Raw genomic sequence first — 18,948 nt, forward strand, 5'->3', positions numbered from 1 at the left:
GGCTAGTCGCTCGATGGGGAACAAACGCGAACCGATAGATAAACAAGGTGTGAAGCGAACGAGAACAAACTCACGTCAAATCCCCAATCCGCTGCAACAAATGATGCATTCTCTTGCAAAGAGTCATGCCGCGATCGTCATCGCCAGCGTCATTGCGGTAACGGGAGTCCTTTCGGTCAGAGCTGATGAGGGGAGTGTCGATTGTGACGTTGAAACATGGTGTTGTGACGATCCGGCGGAAGAGGCCATCTGTCCACGGGAGTACCTATTGTGCGACTGGTGTGGCGCCCGTCCTTGCCTTCAAGATTCAGGCATCACTCCGTTTTTCTATTACGATTCGATCACTGCGGCGAATGTTGACGGTGGAATCGAAGCGGACCAGGACTTTACCGGGCAGGTTTACGCGGGTGCCGATCTCGATCTGGATACCCTGCTGGGATGGAACCGCACGACGTTGAAGATCTCCACGGTCCAGCGGCACGGCGACAGCATCAGCCCATCGGTCGGCGGAATCTACGATCCGATGTGTATCTTCGGAGGACAGGTCCTTTTCCTGTACCAGCTTTGGCTCGAGAGAGAGGTATGCGACAACTGGTCGATCAAAGCGGGTCGCGTCTCCGCAGACATCGATTTCTTGAACGATGGCCTCTACCGCTATTCGCTTAGCACGGCGATCAACGGTCCTATTCGCGCCACGCTTCTGGAAAGCACGGTCACGTCGTTTCCGTTTCCTGTTTGGGGTGGCCGCGTCAAATACACGCCCGACGACAAACATCAATTCCAAGTCGGCGCCTACCAGATCGGCGACGACATGTTTGATTTCACCAAACATGGGCTCGACTTCAGCATCCGCAGCGACGATGGAGTTTCGATCCTGATGCAATACGACTGGACGTCGACGGTTTGCGAACGTCCAACGCATCTTTTCGTCGGAGCGGTCAACTCCTTTTTCGAATTCGACAACCACGACGGCGTGGGAACCACCGACTACGTGCTGCGGGTCTATGCGCATCTCGCGGTCGAGGTGGTTCCCAATCTGACCGTTTTTGGTTTCGCTGCCAATTCCGAACAGGATGAGGTCGCGTTGACGCCGCTGCAAATCAGTGTCGGCATCAACGGCAAGGGAATGTTCTCCAGTCGTCCCGACGACCACACGATGCTCTTTGCAACCTGTGGTGATCTCAGCGACGACTACGGCGATTCGATCGGCGAAGCTGTCGACCACGAAATCGTCTACGAAGTGGGGCATCGATTCCAGGTCTTGCCCTCGGCCTACATCCAGCCAGCATTGCAATACATCGTCACCCCCGGCGGCACCGGCGATATTGCGAACAGTACGGTCATGGGCGCGTGGGTCGGCGCGACATTTTGATATCACCGAAGGGCATGGTGCCTACGCATACATCACGTGAACTCAACGTTCTCGGCGCCTCCCCGTTTTAAAACGAGCGTCTTCCAACCCGCGAGGGCATCAACCCGCCGCACTGTTGCCCCAGCGGCTGCGGAGTGCGTCGAGCAAGACGGCAACGACGATCACGCTGCCGGTGATGATCTGTTTCATCGGGTCGGAGACGCCGATCTGAGCGAGCCCCGTTTGCAGGACGGCGATGATCAGCACGCCCAAGAACGAATTGATCACGTTGCCGCGGCCGCCCATCAGGCTCGTCCCTCCGATTACACAGGCGGCGATCGCGGACAGCTCCAAGCCAATCGCCGCGTTGGGGTCGGCTGTCGACAATCGAGAGGCGTAGGTTAGCCCGGCCAGTCCACACATCACGCCGCTGATCACAAACACGCCGATCGCGTAGGGCGCCGGTCGGACTCCCGACATCCGAACCGCTTCTTCGTTGGTCCCAATCGCGACGCAGTATCGCCCGAAAACGGTCCGCGTCAGCAGCAGTTGCCCGCCGACGACCGCGGCGATCGCCAGCAGGAAGGCCGGCGATAGCGAGAGCCCTGCGATCGGCTGGCCGATCGATTCGACTGCCTGCCCGATGTATTTGGTTTGCGAATCGGTAACCAGTTTCGTTCCGCCGCGCGCGATCTCCAGCATCCCTAGAGTGACGATAAACGATGGGATTCTTGCCAGCACCGAAACACACCCGTTAAACAATCCGCAGGCCGCGCCGGCTAGGATGCAAAACGGAATCGATGCCCACAGCGACCATTGCCAATCGACCATCAAGGCGCCTAAGACCGCAGAGGAGAAGGCGAGGATTGAACCGACCGATAGATCGATCCCACCAACGACCAAGACCAACGTCATCCCAACGGCGACCAGAGTCAGGTCGGGGATCTGGTTGGCGATCGAAATGAAGGTGCGGGTTTGCAGAAAGTTCTCGCTCGACGACGCGAACACAACAATCAAAAGCGCCAGCACGCCCAGCAGGCCGGCGTATTGGATCAACGAACGATAGGCGGCGGTGTTTTTCATCGAGGAAGTGTTGTTGTCGGGTTGGATAAGGCAGCTTGCGACGCAACAGGCTTTCGGCAATCGAGATGGTCAGCCGACAGCAACAGAGCCTGGGGGTGCAAAGGCGGCTTGCATGATCTGTTCCGGCGACCAGTCGCCGCGTGCGAAACTGGCGACCAAGCGTCCCGCCGACATGACGGCGATTCGGTCGCAGGTTTCCATCAGTTCCTCGAGGTCGCTGCTAACGATCACCAGCGACTTTTCCTCGCGAGCCAAGGTTTCGAACAGCCGATAGATCCGCCGCCGCGCGGCGACGTCGATCCCACGCGTCGGTTCGTCGAACAAAAAGATATCGGCATCGCGGACCAACCACTTCGCCACAGCAACCTTTTGCTGATTGCCGCCGCTGAGTGTCCCAACGGTCTGTTCGATGCTGGTGCAACGCGTCTCCATCGACTCGCGCATCCGATCGGCCATCTGCCGTTCGGCGGCTCCGCGGATCCATCCGCCCGCGGAAAAGAGTCGGTTCATCGAGGCGAGGGTCGTGTTGGCGCGGATCGATTGGGACAGCAGCAGGCCGTTTTCCTTGCGGTCTTCGGTCACCATCGCCAGTCCCGCCGCAACGGCATCGCTCGGATCGACGAAGCGTCGCGGCGTCGATTCGTCGTTGAGATAGACTTCGCCGCTATCGGCGCGATCGGCGGCAAAGATCAGTCGCAGAAGTTCGGTTCGCCCGGCGCCGACCAGTCCGGCGATTCCCAGTCGTTCGCCACGATTTACCGAAAACGATACGTCGCGAACCCAACGGCCGCGCGACATTCCTTCGACTCGCATCGCAACACGATCGGTTTGATGCGACACATACTCGTCGCCCGCCTGGTTTTCGGTGCTTTCACCGGTCATCAGATCGACCATCGCATCACGGTCGACATCGGCAGTCCGCCGCGTGCAGATGAACTTTCCATCGCGGAGGACCGTGATCCGGTCGGAGAGCCTGGCGACTTCGTCCAATCGATGCGAGATGTAGATGATCCCGACGCCTTGCTGTCGCAGCTTGTTCAGCCACGTAAAGAGCGTTTCGGATTCACCGGCGCTCAACGCCGCTGTCGGTTCGTCGAGGATCAGCACCCGGCAATCACGATCTAGCGCCGTGGCGATCTCGATCATCTGTTGCCGTCCCACGCCCAATGAACCAGTGATCGCGTGGGTGTCGATCTCTTGCAAGCCGAAGCGATCCAATGCGATTCGGGCGCGGCGGTGCAGTTTGCCCCGATCGACGACGCCAAACCGAGCGGGCAAGCGGCCGATCATGATGTTTTCAGCGACCGAGAGCGTGGCGATCTGGTTTAACTCTTGTTGGACGATCTGCACGCCGGCCGCTTCGGCGGCCCGCTTTTCTTGCGGCGCGTAGACTTGGCCCGCGACCTGCATCGTTCCGGACGACGACGGGGTTAGCCCAGCGATGATCCGGCACAGGGTGCTTTTGCCCGCCCCGTTCGCGCCCAGCAGCGCATGGATTTCTCCGGCGTGGAAATCGATCGACACATCGTCCAAGACCTTGACCGCATAACGTTTGGTCAGGTTTCGGACCGAAAGCAACAGCGGGTCACTCACTGGGCCAACGTCTCTTTGGTGACCAGATCGACCGGCGTCTGAACGTCTTCGGTCGCCGCCGCCGGATCCTTCAAGATCTTCAGCGCCGTCTCGATCCCATAGACCGCCAGCTGGTCGCCGTGCTGATCCGCTGTGGCCAAGACCTTCTCCTCGCGGATCAATTGCTGGACCGCGCCGATGTTGTCGAAACCAACAACCAAGACCTCGCCCGTTTTGCCAGCCGACTTGATCGCCGCCACAGCGCCTAGCGCCATCGAATCGTTGGCCGCCAGGATCGCTTTGATCTGCGGATGTTCGCTGAGCATCGAAGCAGCGATCGTGTTCGCCTTGTTCGTTTCCCAGTCGGCCGATTGGCTGCTGGCGATTTCAATCCCGGCCTGCTTCATCGCCGCTTCGAATCCCAGTCGACGTTGGATCCCGTTGAAGGCAGTCGTCTTTCCTTCGAGGACTGCGACCTGATCTCCTTTGGCGAGCGATGCAGCCAACAGATCGCCGACCTGTTTTGCGCCGGCTTGGTTGTCGGGACCAACAAACGGAATCGTCACCTTTTCCGACTTCAGCACTTCGGCATCCAGGCGATTGTCGATGTTGACGACAACCACGCCAGCCTGCTGAGCCTTGCGAAGCGCCGGGACCAACGCTTTGGAATCGGCCGGAGCGATCACGATCGCGTCGACTCCCGCCGCCACCATCTCGTCGACCAACGCAACTTGGCGGCCGAGATCCGATTCATCTTTGATTCCGTTGACCAGCAGTTCGTATTGATCGCTGTTCGCCGCTTGATGCTTTTCGGCTCCCTTTTCCATCGTCGAAAAGAATTCGTTCGCCAGCGACTTCATCACTAATGCGATTCGCGGCTTGCCCGCCGCGGCGGGATCGGCCGATTCGTTGGTCGCGGTTTTGGAACTGCATCCGCCGGCCAACACCATCATTGCGATTGCCGAGAGGATCAACGGCAGGGAGCGTCGTTTGTTCGTTTTCATGATTTTTGACTTTGCAAAATTTGATCGATTTCAGTTCGTGTCGGCATGCCCGGCTGAGCTCCAGGGCGAGTCGCGGCCAATGCGCCGGCGACGGCAGCAAAACCGGCGGCTTCAAACAAGTTGGCTCCTTCGGCCAAGCGAACCGCCAACGCGCCGGCAAACGCATCGCCGGCGGCTGTTGTGTCGACCGGATCGATCGGCGTCGGATCGATCCGCCGAATTGTCGTTCCATCGCTAGCGACCGCGCCGCGCGACCCAAGCGTCAGGATCACCTGTCGGGCTCCCCGAGCGTGCAGACGGGCGATCGCGCGATCGATCTCTTCGTCGCTTGAAACCGGATGCCCGACGATCGCCTCGGTCTCCGATTCGTTGGGGCAGATTAGATCGACGCGCAGTAGCGAGTCGTCCAACGTCGCTGGCATCGGAGCGGGATCCAGCACGATCGTGACTCCAGCTTGTCGCGCGACTTCGATCGCGGCTTGGACGGTTTCGATCGGGACCTCCAATTGCAGCATCAGCACATCGGCGGTGCGGATCCGGTCGGCAAACGTCGTGACATCGGCTGGAGACAGCTGGGCGTTGGCACCGGGAACGGCGACTATCGAGTTTTCGCCGCTGCTTTCAACAGCAACGATCGCCAGCCCGCTGGGCGTTTCCGTTGTGGGGAGCACGCCATCCGTAGCGACCTGTTCGCGTTGCAGGTTCTCGACCAAGCGGCTCGAAAACGCGTCGTCACCAACGCGTCCGATCATCGACACGTTGCCGCCGGCCCGCGCGGCGGCGACAGCTTGGTTGGCCCCTTTGCCGCCGGGAACCTCCGCCGACGAATCGGCGATGATCGTTTGCCCCGGCCGCGGCAACTGGTTGCAGCGGATCATGAGATCCATGTTGATCGAACCGAGGACCACGATCTGTGCCCCTCGATTCGTTGACTCAGGCGTGCTCATTGCTTCGGTGGCTCGCTGGACAACAGGACCAAGGTTTCGACGACGCGCAACTTCTGGGCGTCGGTCAGCGTCAGGTATTGATGCAAGCCATCTTCCGCCGGTGCGAAGGTCGTCAGCCCATCGTCGGCGACGGTGACCGTGCCGCGTGGGGAGAGTCCAAAATAGTCGCGTCCCGGACGCACGGCGATCAGCACGCTGGTCAGATCCCAAGTCGGTCGATTGTGGGGGGGCGGATTGTAAGCGATGTAGGCTTCGGCCAACGGATGATGTGGCACGTAGCCGTAATCCTGTTGGATGCTTTCGTGCGGATAAGCGACAGCCAAACCGATCTCAAAACCGCTCCAGAGGATCGGCGTTGGCCAATCGGTGGCGAGAGCTTGAGCAGCCGGAATGTCTTTGATGATGTTGTATTCCTTGTGGTCGTACGGGCCCTTGGAACCGGAGATCTTAGTGAAAGCGCCAGCCATCGCCGACAGCAAGCGAACCTTCTTTTTGACAAGGGCCGTGCCGTCCAACGGGCTCACATCGTCCGGTTTTGACTTCAGCAGATCTGCTAGGTTCGTCGAAAAGCCGACTTGAGCGATCACCACGCTGCCATCCTCTGCGTCGGCCAGCGCCTTTCGCAAGACAGTCACCGCGTTGGGAGCGTCTTTGCCCGATCGCAGGTCGTGTGGGAAACGGAATTCATCGCCATCTTTGATCGATGCCAAGCCGTTGAATCGCCCGGTGCCAGGCGTCACGCCGCTACGGCAGACTCCGATCGGAATCTCGCCCCGTCCATAAAACGTGTTGACGGCATCGGTGAAGGGAGCGGCCATCGGATCGTCTTTGGTGATCGTCACGGCAAGCAGTTCGCATTCGCCGCGAGTCTGCAACGCGTGGATCATTCCCAACGCCAGCACATCGTCGACGTCGTTACCGATGTCGGTATCGAAGATCAACGGCACCGGACGTTTTACATCGTCGGCATTCGATACAGCCGGCAGACAGCACAGCGATACCAGCATCAGCGGCAGGACGAGAGAGCGTGAACGATCGATCATCATGGGAAGAACCTCTGGGGTGTCGGGTTTCGTAGCGTTCAACGTTGGGGCGGTTCGCTGGACAAGAGGACCAGCGTTTCGATCACGCGGAGTTTTTGGTCCTCGGTCAGCGTGAGGTATCGGTGGCGGCCGTCGGGCGACGGTGTGAACTGGGTCGATCCATCGTCGGCGACCGCAACGCTGCCGGGCTGGGAGATGCCAAAGTAGTTGCGATTTGGGCGAACGACTTGCAACACGCTGGTCAAATCCCAGGTGGGACGATTGTGCGGCGGAGGCAGGAACGCGACGTAGGCTTCGGACAGCGGATGATGCGGCACGTAGCCGTAATCCTGCTGGATGCTTTGGTGCGGGTAGGGAAGCGAGATGCCGATCTCGTAGCCGCTCCACAAAAGCGGCGTCGGCCAATGGTGAGCCACCGTTTGCGCCGACGGGATGTCTTTGATGATGTTGTATCCCTTGTGATTCTTCAGCCGACCGACCGCTTCGGCGGGCTTGGGAAATGCGCCAGCCATCAACGACAACAGACGGACCTTCTGTTTGACAAGAGCTTCTCCGTCCAACGGGCTCGCCTGGTCCGGTTTCGATTTCAGCAGGTTCGCCAGGTTGGTCGAAAAGCCAACTTGAGCGATCACGACGCTGTGATCTTCAGCCGCAGCCAACGTCTCTCGCAAGACCGAGACCGCATCGGGAGCATCGTCTCCCGACAAAAGATCGTGCGGGTAGCGGAGGCGCTGGCCATCTTTCTGCTTCGCCAGTTGCGTAAACCGCCCCGGTTCGGGAGTTTTTCCACTGCGGCAGACACCGATCGGAATCTCTCCCCGTCCGTAAAACGTATTGACGGCATCGGCAAACGGAGCGGCCAGCGGATGATCTTTGGTGATCGTCACGGCCAACAGTTCGCACTCGCCGCGCGACTGCAACGCATGGATCATCCCCAGCGCCAACGCATCATCGACATCGTTGCCGATATCGGTATCGAAGATCAGCGGCACCGGCCGCCTTTCATCGCCAGCAGCTAACGCGGGTAAGGCAACGGTCCAAGCCAACATCAGCGTAACGGCGGCGCATCGAAAACAATCGAACATCAGGTGGGAAACTTTCCAGGGGATAGGAGGCGTAGCGGTTGGATCGGCATTGCAATCGGATCGTCAAGGGAAGATAGGATCCTCTTGGCAGTCGGACGTGACAGTATAAAACCGCCGCCACAGAAATGCCATCGCGTGAGCGCGGTTGCCGAACGCGAAACCCTATTTCCATCTGCGTCTCTCTACTCTCGTCCTTTCCACCCGGCGATCATTCTGCCCCATCATTCTGCCCCATCATTCTGCCCCATCATTCTGCCAACCCGAGCATCGTTTGGCCCAACCGCACAAGCATCTGCTTCTGCGTCTTCGGTCGATCGAACGCGCGGCCCGCTGGGCACGCGGTTAAACAAAAAGCGCGGGCCGTTTGGGGTGGGGGTGTCGCCTGGGCAACGTTGCTTTGCCGCCAGATCCGGTGCGAACGTTTTTCCACAATAACGGTCTGCTTAGGTGTAGTTCTTGGATCGAGGGCAACGACCTCGCCCTGAAACTCGAAGCTGTTACGAGAGGAGTTAACTGATGGAATCGCTGGAAGAGAAGCTGCAATTTTTGCGAGAGACGTATCCGCTGGTGCCTCACACCTCGGCCGGGCAGATGTGGTCGTCGGTGCGGCGGATGAAAGCGGAAAAGGAGTTGGGAATTCCGATCAACCGCCGCACAGGATTTGCCGTTTCGCTGGAGTCGGGGTTAGCTGCGAATGAGATGCAGGAGGAGGCGTGGGAGGAGTTTTACGCTGGCCTGTGCGATGACCTCCACCAGCGGTTTCCCGAGTTGTACCGCAGCATCTTTCGCGATGCCGCCGATGCAACCTAACCGCACCGCTCCGTCCCAACGCAGCTCGCCCGAGATGCACAAGCGTGCGTGATTCACACGTCGACGCGGACCTTGCCGAGCAAGAGCAAAGCGATTGGGGGATCGTTGCCGATCCGTGGTTTGAACTTGAAGGCGGCGGCTTTTTCGGTTGGGGCACGACGACTCGGGGCTTGCTTCGTCTGCATCATTGTGTTCGACACGTGCGATCGCTCATGGTACAAAACACCTCCCGGTTCGATTTCCAGGAGGTCATTTGTGACGCAGCCCAAACCGTCGTCTCGTCTTTCACCAACGCTTCGCGCGACGGAGATCTTTCGCGCTCATGGCGGCATGATGAGGATGGCCGATGCCGTACGGGTGGGGATCAGTCGTCGAACGTTGTACCAAATGCGAGACTCTGGACAGCTGGAGCAGCTGGCCCGAGGTCTCTATCGGATCGCAGACCTTCCGCCGCTAAGCGAACCCGACCTAGTCACGGTCGCAAAGAAGGTCCCCCAGGGAGTCGTCTACCTGATTTCAGCGCTCGCGTTCCATGGGCTGACGACGCAGATTCCGCATGAAGTGTGGATCGCGATACCGCGCAATAGCGAACCGCCTCGGCTGGCCTTTCCTCCGACGCGAGCGGCTCGGCTCAGCGACACCGCCTATGAACTGGGGATCGAGAGACACAACTGCGATGGCGTGACCGTGAAGGTCTACTCTCGCGAAAAAACGCTCGTCGATTGTTTCTGTCGCCGAAACGAGACCGGACTCGATGTCGCGATCGAAGCGGTCAAGGCATACCGGACTCAAAAGCGGACCAACTTTGACTTGGTCATGGATTACGCTAAGAAGCTACGAGCGGCAAAGACGATGCGGCCCTATCTGGAGGCATTGCTGTGACGCGCGATCTGGCAGCGTCTGTTCGCGGGCGTCTGCTGCGTCAGGCAAAAGAATCGGGCCGCCCGCTGCAAGAATTGCTTCAGTATTTTGCGATGGAACGCTTCTTGTTCCGGTTGTCTCGATCGGAGCACGCCGATCGTTTCGTTTTGAAGGGAGCGCTCATGTTTCGTGTTTGGGGCACACCCCAGACGCGTGCGACGCGCGACATCGACCTGCTGGCTCGGGCCGACAATTCAGTCGACTCGATGACACAGATCATGCGGTCGGTTTGCGAACATGCGGTTGCACCCGATGGCGTTATATTTCACGGCCAGAGCGTGCAAGGCATCGCGATCAAAGAAGATGCCGACTACTTAGGCGTACGCGTGACGTTTCTGGCGACGATTCAAAACGCTCGCTTGCCAATGCAAATCGATATTGGGTTTGGGGACGTTGTGAATCCAGCGGCAATAGCGATCGCCTACCCCGCAATGCTCGACTTTGAACCGGCCAAGCTGATCGGTTACCCGCGAGAAACCGTGATCGCTGAGAAGTTTGAAGCGATGGTTAAGCTCGGGCAACTCAACAGTCGCATGAAAGACTTCTACGACATCCTTATTTTGTCCCGGCAGTTTGCCTTCGATGGCGAGTCGCTTGCCACAGCGATCTCCGCGACGTTTCGAAATCGAGGGACGACGGCCAAGGCGAATCCGCCGGCATTCTCCAATGAGTTTGCCAACGATCCAGGGAAGCAAATCCAGTGGGCCAGCTTCATTCGCAAATCCAAGCTTTCGGATGTACCCGATGCTTTAGCTGACGCGATTCGTGAGATCGCTGGTTTCCTAAACCCCATCGCAAAAGCAATCGAGTCAAACGAGCCTTTCGCCGCCACCTGGATTCCCGGTTCCGGATGGATTAAGTCGCAACCGCCCGCCAACAGCGGGAGGGCTGTTGGAGGGACAGAGTAAATTTTTGTTGGAGCCGACAGCGCTTGCCGTGGATGGTTGGTGGCAGGCTCCGCGGCGACGTGGGCTGCGGGAGAATTGCCCCTCGAGAACGCTGGCCCCGGCGATGTTCTGTTGCGATTAGAATACGGTGCCACGTCTTTAGTATTGCTTCACGTTGGTCGCCTTTCGCTCCGCGAAAGTACGCCCGGGAAACACCGCTGATTTCGCGGAGCGCAAGGCGACCAACGGCAGGCCTGCCTTCTTTTAGAACTGCAACGGGAGCCCCATGATGAAGCCCTTCTTCCTGCGGACCTTCTGCCAATTGGCAGGCTGCGTTTTTGCAACCCTCAGCTTCGCTCATGCACTGATCGCCGCCGATGCCTCGCGGCCCAATATCGTTTACATTCTGGCCGACGATCTCGGGTACGGCGACTTGAGTTGTTACAACGAGCAGTCAAAGATCCCGACGCCCCATGTCGATCGACTGGCCGCCGAGGGGATGCGTTTTAGCGACGCCCACACGCCGTCGGCAGTTTGCACGCCGACGCGTTATGGAATTTTGACGGGGCGTTATTGCTGGCGGACGCGATTGACCAAACGTGTGCTCGATGGACTCGATCCGCCGCTGATCGACGCCGATCAAGTCACGGTTCCCGGCTTTCTTCGCGATCACGGCTACAGCACGCACTGCGTCGGCAAGTGGCATCTGGGGATGCAATTTACCGATCGCGAGGGCAAGCCCGTGCCAGCGGTTCCGGTCGATCGACGCACGCCGCCGCGTCCGGGCCGCGACGTCGATTACGAACAACCGATCACCGGCGGTCCGATCGACCGCGGGTTCGATTCCTACTTTGGAATTTCAGCCTCTCTAAATATGCCGCCGTTGTGTTTTCTGCGCGACGACCGTCCGGTGATCCTGCCGACGATCGATTCGCCTCGCATGAAGACCGAATTCATTTCGGTCGATGCCGGGATGCGGTCTCCCGATTTCACGATCGCCAGCGTCATGCCGCGGCTGGCGGGCGAAGCGACCGACTGCATTCGGCAAGCTTGCGAAACTCCCGACCAACCGTTTTTCCTCTACCTGCCCCTCACCTCGCCCCATCTGCCCGTCGTCCCCAATCAAGAGTATTTGGGACTCAGCCAAGCTGGACTCTATGGCGACTTTGTCGTCGAGACCGATGCCTTGGTCGGCGCGGTGATCGATGAACTTGAGCGCTGCGGGATCGCCGACAACACGTTGGTGATCTTCACTTCGGACAACGGCGGTCTGTATCACGCCTGGGATGCTGCCGAAGCGGATGACGTGAAGCACTACCGTCCCAGCAAGCGCGGCGAGTCGGTTCGAGCGATGGGGCATCAGGGGAACCGGCATCTGCGTGGCACCAAAGCCGATATCTGGGAAGGGGGCCACCGCGTGCCGTTTGTCGTCCGTTGGCCGGGGAAGACGCCCGCGGGAACTGTCAGCGATGAATTGATCGAGCTGACCGATCTGATCGCCACCTGCGCGGCAATGCTTGGGAAACCTCTACCCGAAGGGGCGGGCCCCGACAGCTTGAACATCTTGCCAGCGCTGTTGGCCGCCAAGCCACCGCAGCCGGTTCGCGAATTTGCGGTCCATCATTCACTGTGGGGGCATTTTGCGATTCGCCAAGGTCCCTGGAAGATGATCCCGCAACGCGGATCGGGCGGCTTTACGCGTCCCCGCGAGATCGACCCCAACAAAGAGGGAGGTCCTGTCGGTCAGTTGTATCATCTTGGCGACGATCCCTCGGAAACCAAGAACCTTTGGGATCAGCACCCTGAGGTTGTGACAGAATTGCAATCGCGTTTGCGACAGATCCAAGCTGACGACGTCGCGCCATAAGCTGCAGATGGTCGTCTTTCGCTCCGCGAAAAAACTTCCGAGAGGCACACTGCTTTCACGCAGCGAACGGCGACGTTCCAAAAAGCTCGCGGCGGCTTGCATTCTCGACCACTCTGGGACACGCTGGGTGAATCATGATTAAAAATCCAACATCCCACCGAGAGGAAACATCGGAAGCGTGTGCAGCTCCCGATATCGCTGCGCATCTGCAGCTTGTCCGCCAACAACTACTGAACGCCCGCGGCGATCAAAAACACTGGACCGGCCGCTTGGCTGCTTCATCGCTGTCCACGGCGACCGCGATCAGTGCGCTGTCGGTCTTCAGTCGCGTCGGCGACGACGAACATGCGGTGTCGGCTCGCGAATCGGTTAAGAAGGGACTCGTGTGGCTCGATGCCGCGCAAAACGATGACGGCGGATTTGGGGATACCGATCGCAGTCCGTCGAACATCGCGTCGAGCTTTCTGGCGATGGCAGCCTGGCATCTTGGCGACGATCCGGCAAACCGGACCGAAGCGATCGCGCGGCTGCAGAAATACATTGACCGCGAAGGCGGCTGGGCTGGGCTGAAGCGACGCTATGGCCGCGACAAGACCTTTGTCGTCCCGATCCTCTCGAACTGTGCGATCGCTGGGCTGGTCCCCTGGTCGCGAGTTCCGGCGCTTCCGTTTGAATTGGCGGCGTTCCCGCAAAGCATGTATCGCTTCGTGCAGATGCCGGTCGTCAGCTACGCCATTCCCGCATTGGTCGCGATCGGGCAAGCACGCTACCAGCACGCCGGCACCTGGAATCCGATCACTTGGTTGGCGCGAGCCGCCACCCGCGGCAAGACGCTGGACGTGTTGCAGAAGATGCAGCCCGAGAGCGGCGGCTATCTGGAAGCGACGCCGCTGACCAGTTTCGTTTTGATGAGCCTGTCGTCGATCGGGCACGCTCAACATCCGGTCAGCCGCGACGCTGTGAAGTTCCTGTTGGGCAGCCAGTTGCCCGACGGCAGTTGGCCGATCGACGAAAATCTGGCGACTTGGATCACTTCCCTTTCGTTGGGGGCGTTGGCGAAATCGCAGCCGAGCGAACTGGCGCAATTTGTCGACGACGGGACGCTCGACTGGCTGCTCAGTTGTCAGTATCACGAGCGGCATCCGTTCACCGGCGCCGATCCGGGCGGTTGGGGATGGACCGATCTCAGCGGAGCGGTTCCCGATGCCGACGACACGCCGGCGGCGATCCTGGCGCTCTCCAAGATTCGAGCTTCGGTCGATCTCGAATCCTCGCGGCGGCAACAATTGGCTGAAGCTTCGCTTGCGGGAGTCCGTTGGCTGTTGGGACTGCAGAATCGCAACGGCGGCTGGCCGACCTTCTGCCGCGGTTGGGGCAAGTTGCCCTTCGATCGCAGCGGCAGCGATCTGACGGCGCACGCGATGCGGGCGTTAAACGCTTGGCGAACATCGCTCGAAACCGAGGCTGAGGCTGGCGTCGAGCCAACTGTCGACCCGGCCGAATTGCAAAAAATGAAGCGGGATGTTGCAGCAGCGATCGAACGAGGGTTCGTTTATATCGAGAAGACCCAGCGAGCCGATGGCAGCTGGCTGCCGTTGTGGTTCGGAAACCACGACCTCCCCGACGACGAAAACCCCTACTATGGAACCGCTCGCGTCCTGCTGGCCTACCAGGAACTGGGCCGCGACGAAACTCCAGCTTGCCGCCGGGGTTGGGATTTCTTGGTGAAGACCCAGAACACCGATGGGGGCTGGGGCGGCGGCGCGTCGGTCGGCGACTGGTTGCGACGCCACGGATTGCCCGATCGGAACGCCGAAACGGGACAATTGATCAGCAGTAGCGTTGAGGAAACGGCAGTTGTCGTGGAAGCTCTGTCCGGGAGTGGCTATCCGCCCCACCGAGCAACTATAATCGAAGGCGTCCGATTCCTGTGCGATGCTGTCGACGCCGGTCGATGCGAGCATCCCTGGCCGATCGGATTTTATTTTGCGAAGCTTTGGTATCACGAACAATTGTATCCGCTGGTCTTTACGACCGCCGCGTTGGGACAAGCCCAGCACGCATTGAAGCACGCTAAACGTAGTCGATCTTGTTGAAAGATCCTTTTGCGTGAGGGATCTTTAACCAGATCCACTACCACGTGAACTGAGGGATCTTTTAACAAGATCCACTACGACGTGAATTGGGGGATCTTTTGACAAGATCCGCTACGACGTGAAATGTTGAGAGCCTGTTGCCGCCTTCCGTTAGCAAACCAAGTATCGTCCCGCCTGCTAGCCCGATCTGCACCGAAGAAGAACTGACGAGGAAAGCCTTTGTCCACTGTTACGCCCCCCGCCACGGTCGCTTCCGATGCTGAAAACGTCACGCCTAAAGAAGGTCGCCGAAAACGGCGCCGCAGCACCGGGCACTTAAAGATTGTTCCCGAGACGCCCGAACTGCGGCAACGCCTGCGCGATCGTTGTCGCGAGGTCGCGGCGAAGTTCGATAAGTCGACGCCGATGACCAAAGACGAGATGGAAACCGTCTCGCGTGGGTTGTTGGCCGACATGGATATGCCCGAGGGCTATCTGGGCTGGATCATGGTCGTGTTGAGCAGCGAATACTGGCGCGATCAGGTCGCCGGGGTGCCGCACAACCGCCGGTTGTTCCTGCTGCCCCACTGCCTCAAGCACGCCGAGGGCTGCCCCGCCGACTACGACGAATTTGGTATGAACTGCAAGACCTGCGGTGCCTGTTCGATCGCCGACTTCCGAACTCGAGCCGAAGAGTTGGGGCATCGCGTGCTGGTCGCCGAAGGCTCGCCAGTCGTCATGAAGATCATCGTCAGCGGATATGTCGACGCGGTTGTTGGTGTCGCTTGTTTAAATGTGTTAGAGAAGGCGATCGACAAGATCTTGCTGGCTGGCATTCCTTGCATGGCGGTTCCGTTGCTTTCGAGCGATTGCCGCAACACCAGCGTCGACGAGGATTGGGTCCGCGAGATGGTGATGCTGGAACATCGCGAACCGGAACAGAAGACGCGGTCTTACGTTCACCTGCTGCGTGGTGCGGCCGATATCTTTGAACCCGAACAGCTTCAAAACTTGGTCCCTAAGCTGCGCGGGGAACTCTCGCTGCGGGAGATCAAAGAAAAACTGCACGACGGCAGCGACGCACTGGTCGGAATCGATCCGATCGCCGCGACCGAAGCCCTCGGTTTGGACTTCGTCTCGCGCGGTGGAAAGTACGCGCGGCCCTTCATCACGCTAGCGGCTTACGATGCGTTGACGGGCGACAAGGGAACCGAATCGGGAGGCGCCGATGTCGTTGCGGAGATTCCCGACGGCGTCAAACGAGCGGCTCTCTGCATCGAGACGTTCCACAAGGCGAGCTTGGTTCACGACGACATCGAAGACGACGATACGTTCCGTTACGGCGAGCAATCGGTTCACAAATCGCACGGTATCCCAACGGCGATCAACGTCGGCGATTACCTGATCGGACTCGGATACCGCTTGGTCGCCGGGGAAACCAAAACGCTTGGCCCTGCCGCGGTTGCCGACGTCCTGCACTGCTTGTCGAACGCTCACACGCGGTTGTCCGAAGGTCAGGGAGCGGAATTGGTGTGGCGCGATAATCGCGACAAACGACTGAAACCGATCGATGCTCTGAAGGTCTACGCGCTTAAGACCGCGCCAGCTTTCGAAGCGGCACTCTACAGCGGCGTCCGCCTGGCCGGCGAAGCGGAAGCCTACGAAGAACCGATTCGCGGCTTCTCGCGAAACCTCGGCGTCGCCTTCCAGATCCTCAACGATCTGAAGGATTGGCAAGGCGATGCGGACAACAAACTGGAAGCCGGCGGCGACGTCTTGGGCGGACGCCCGACGTTGTTGTGGGCTCTGGCGTTGGCTTCGTTGGATGCCGACGATCAGTCGAAGTTGCTCTCGATGGCTTCGGCCGATTGCGGGCTGTCCGATACGCAGCGAATCGCCACGGTCCGGACGCTGTACAACAAAGCCAAGGTCTTCGATCAGGCGAGTCGTTTGGTCGACAAGCATCAGCAGCGGGCCGAAGAGATCGCCGACGCGATCCAGCCCGAACCGCTGCGTCGGTTGTTGTATCATTTGGTCGATACCGTTTTGGAACGCCCCAGCGAATCGGCGGTGCCGCTGGTTTCGATCAGCAGCTCGCTGCCGATCACTGCTCCAACAAAAGCGTAAGCGATCGATGCGGAGGGTCGCCGTGGAGGGCGGCTCTCGATTCGACCGATGGCCCCATTCCTGCTTCACTCACTGGAAAACCTGTGACATCAGAAATTGCCAACCTGCCGCCGTCGGTCGACTTACATGCTCTGATCGCCCTCTTTTATGACCGCAGCGAAGAGCTCGGCGAGTTCACTCAGCAGCCGGCCGAAGCGCTGCCGCCGGCGTATCAGCAATTGTTGGCGCACCATGCCCACATGACGGTGACGGTGGAGCGGTTTCACAACTCGTTGGTCGATGTCCACGTACACCGGACCGACACCGACGAAAACCGTTACGCGCGGGAAATCACGTTGGCACGGCAGAGCGATGGCGAGGTCGTTCAATATGGAATCGTTCGATTGAACCACGAATATCTGGAGCCACAGGTTTGGAAGGAGATCGCCAGCGAAGAGATCCCGCTGGGCCGCGTCTTGATCCAACACAACGTGTTGCGCGAAGTGGTGCTCGAAAAACTGTGGCAGGTAAAGTGTGCTCCGCCGTTGGCTCGGTTCCTGAACGTCTCGCCCGGTGACATCGTCTACGGCCGCACCGCGATGATCTTCTGCAACAAAGAACCCGCAATCGAACTTCTGGAAATCGTCGTCGCCTAAGATTCGTGGTCGACATATACCAGCACGAAGCGCAAGTTTTGATGTTGCGCGTTGATGGGGTTGCTAGCGAAAATTGGTATTGCAGAAAGAGGTGAGACATCCTGAGTTTGTGAGTTACCACACAAACAAAGCCCAGGAGCTCACCGATGGCAATCATGGAAGATTCCCTCCCCGCAATCAAGTCGTTTCTGCCGAACACGCAGGTTTCTGCTCACTTTCGAAGCATGCTGCTGCGATTCTTGATCGCTATTCTTACGCGGCACGGTCGAAACTCGTGCATGTCTGCTGCCTCCGCCATCGAGGGAAAACCGCGACATCGGGCACAACCCCGACGCTTCCTTAAACGGTACCGGCAGGCGATCGCCGATTTGCTCACGGCGATCACACTGAAGATGCTCCGTGATCAGGATTGGAACGGCCGCTATCTCCTACTGCTCGATTCAACACTCGTCGCCACTGCCGGCCAGACCGTCGAAAACACCTTCAGCACCGGTAACTCCAAGCGACGACCGGCCAAGAATCGCCGCTACACAAAGTACAAGTATCAACGAAAGAGTTGCCACTGTTTCGTGTTCGCATTGCTGCTGACGCCCGATGGACTGCGAGTACCGATGTGGCTGCCGTACTACACCAAGCCTTATGCGAAGGCCCACAAGATCAAACATCGGACGCAGGCGCAGCTTGCGGCGCAGTTGATTTGCGACGCGCAAGTACCCGCCGGCACCGAACTGATTGTGCTCGGAGACACCGCATTTGACGCCAAATGCGTGCGTGCGGCTTGCCGGGAGCGAGGCTATTTTTGGATCGTTCCGGTCAACACCAATCGCGTCTTCTCTGCAAAGAAGCACGGCAAGCGGCCTCGTGTGAGTTTGCGAATCGAACAACTTCCTGCATCACGTTTCCAAACCATTCGTCTTTCGATCGGTGCGGGGCCTTACGCTGCTCAGCGACGAGCCTCCTGCCATCGAACGGCACGCCGCCGCGACGGGACGAAGTCAACTCGGACGTATCACGTCCACAGCGAGAGAAGCGAGGTCCACAATGTGGGCATGGTCATGCTCGTCTTTTCCTCGAGTAAGCCGATTGGCAAAAAGATTCAACGTGAAGGGACGAAGTTGTTGATGACCAATGCAAAGCACTTGTCGGCTCGGCAGGTTTGTGAGCTGTACAGTCTACGTTGGCAGATCGAGTTGTTCTTCAAAGAACTCAAGAGCACGCTGGGAATGAACCAGTACAGCTTCAAAGATTTCGAGGCGGTCGAGAGCTGGATGGGGATTGTCTTGATCACGTTCTGCTATCTGGAATGGACTCGTCGCCGCAAGCTGGCCGATCGCCGAATCGATGATCGGCAGCGCAAATGCTGGAAGCACGCTCGCAGCTACACCGTCCGCGAGGCGTTGTTGGTAGGCATTCGCTATCGCGAGCACCAGTGGCATCTGCGACGGCTAAAAACCAACCACGGCCTCCGCACACTGAGGAAACGCTACACTGAGCTTTTATCCCAGGAATACCGGTGCATCGCCTGATTAAAGCATCCACCG

At 59.0% G+C, this 18,948-nt stretch carries 15 protein-coding genes; 9 read left to right on the forward strand and 6 right to left on the reverse strand.

What is annotated here, in order from left to right; genetic code table 11:
- Positions 1-103 precede the first annotated feature (103 nt).
- On the forward strand, positions 104-1,372 hold the full coding sequence (locus CA51_RS25090; protein ID WP_231745888.1) for a carbohydrate porin: 1,269 nt from the start codon (positions 104-106) through the stop codon (positions 1,370-1,372).
- Positions 1,373-1,471: 99 nt separating this feature from the next.
- Here the strand turns inward: CA51_RS25090 and CA51_RS25095 are convergent, their stop codons facing one another.
- From CA51_RS25095 to CA51_RS25120, 6 genes are all read right to left on the reverse strand, one after another.
- Positions 1,472-2,434, reverse strand: coding sequence for an ABC transporter permease (locus CA51_RS25095; RefSeq protein ID WP_145123846.1), 963 nt, complete (start codon positions 2,432-2,434; stop codon positions 1,472-1,474).
- 69 nt (positions 2,435-2,503) lie between these two features.
- Positions 2,504-4,027, reverse strand: a complete 1,524-nt coding sequence (locus CA51_RS25100) for a sugar ABC transporter ATP-binding protein (RefSeq protein WP_231745889.1) — start codon at positions 4,025-4,027, stop codon at positions 2,504-2,506.
- On the reverse strand, positions 4,024-5,010 hold the full coding sequence (locus CA51_RS25105; protein ID WP_145123847.1) for a sugar ABC transporter substrate-binding protein: 987 nt from the start codon (positions 5,008-5,010) through the stop codon (positions 4,024-4,026). The genes CA51_RS25100 and CA51_RS25105 overlap by 4 nt, the downstream gene beginning before the upstream one ends.
- A complete protein-coding gene (rbsK, locus tag CA51_RS25110; protein ID WP_145123848.1) occupies positions 5,007-5,957 on the reverse strand; it encodes a ribokinase in 951 nt (316 codons plus the stop codon). Before rbsK ends, CA51_RS25105 begins: the two co-directional genes overlap by 4 nt.
- Positions 5,954-7,000 carry a nucleoside hydrolase gene (locus tag CA51_RS25115; RefSeq protein ID WP_420821488.1) on the reverse strand — a complete coding sequence of 349 codons (1,047 nt, stop codon included), beginning with the start codon at positions 6,998-7,000 and terminating at the stop codon, positions 5,954-5,956. The genes rbsK and CA51_RS25115 overlap by 4 nt, the downstream gene beginning before the upstream one ends.
- A 38-nt stretch (positions 7,001-7,038) precedes the next feature.
- On the reverse strand, positions 7,039-8,085 hold the full coding sequence (locus tag CA51_RS25120) for a nucleoside hydrolase (RefSeq protein ID WP_145123850.1): 1,047 nt from the start codon (positions 8,083-8,085) through the stop codon (positions 7,039-7,041).
- A 516-nt stretch (positions 8,086-8,601) separates the two neighbouring features.
- On the opposite strand from CA51_RS25120, the gene CA51_RS25125 reads away from it, so the two are divergent.
- The 8 genes from CA51_RS25125 (at position 8,602) to CA51_RS25160 (ending at position 18,933) form a co-directional block, all read left to right on the forward strand.
- On the forward strand, positions 8,602-8,895 hold the full coding sequence (locus tag CA51_RS25125; protein ID WP_145123851.1) for a hypothetical protein: 294 nt from the start codon (positions 8,602-8,604) through the stop codon (positions 8,893-8,895).
- 255 nt (positions 8,896-9,150) lie between these two features.
- Entirely contained in the window at positions 9,151-9,777 is a 627-nt protein-coding gene (locus CA51_RS25130; RefSeq protein WP_231745890.1) for a type IV toxin-antitoxin system AbiEi family antitoxin domain-containing protein, read from the forward strand.
- On the forward strand, positions 9,774-10,724 hold the full coding sequence (locus tag CA51_RS25135) for a nucleotidyl transferase AbiEii/AbiGii toxin family protein (RefSeq protein WP_197451466.1): 951 nt from the start codon (positions 9,774-9,776) through the stop codon (positions 10,722-10,724). The genes CA51_RS25130 and CA51_RS25135 overlap by 4 nt, the downstream gene beginning before the upstream one ends.
- Before the next feature lie 268 nt (positions 10,725-10,992).
- Positions 10,993-12,570 (forward strand): sulfatase family protein, encoded by a 1,578-nt coding sequence (locus CA51_RS25140; protein ID WP_231745891.1) that lies wholly within the window; start codon positions 10,993-10,995, stop codon positions 12,568-12,570.
- Between the two features lie 134 nt (positions 12,571-12,704).
- Positions 12,705-14,666 (forward strand): prenyltransferase/squalene oxidase repeat-containing protein, encoded by a 1,962-nt coding sequence (locus CA51_RS25145; RefSeq protein WP_145123854.1) that lies wholly within the window; start codon positions 12,705-12,707, stop codon positions 14,664-14,666.
- Positions 14,667-14,885: 219 nt separating this feature from the next.
- Positions 14,886-16,772 (forward strand): polyprenyl synthetase family protein, encoded by a 1,887-nt coding sequence (locus CA51_RS25150; RefSeq protein WP_145123855.1) that lies wholly within the window; start codon positions 14,886-14,888, stop codon positions 16,770-16,772.
- 83 nt (positions 16,773-16,855) lie between these two features.
- Positions 16,856-17,407 carry a hypothetical protein gene (locus CA51_RS25155; RefSeq protein ID WP_231745892.1) on the forward strand — a complete coding sequence of 184 codons (552 nt, stop codon included), beginning with the start codon at positions 16,856-16,858 and terminating at the stop codon, positions 17,405-17,407.
- A 278-nt stretch (positions 17,408-17,685) separates the two neighbouring features.
- Positions 17,686-18,933 carry a transposase gene (locus CA51_RS25160; protein ID WP_145119033.1) on the forward strand — a complete coding sequence of 416 codons (1,248 nt, stop codon included), beginning with the start codon at positions 17,686-17,688 and terminating at the stop codon, positions 18,931-18,933.
- Positions 18,934-18,948 lie beyond the last annotated feature (15 nt).

Origin of the sequence: Rosistilla oblonga, assembly GCF_007751715.1 — a bacterium.
GTDB lineage: Bacteria > Planctomycetota > Planctomycetia > Pirellulales > Pirellulaceae > Rosistilla > Rosistilla oblonga.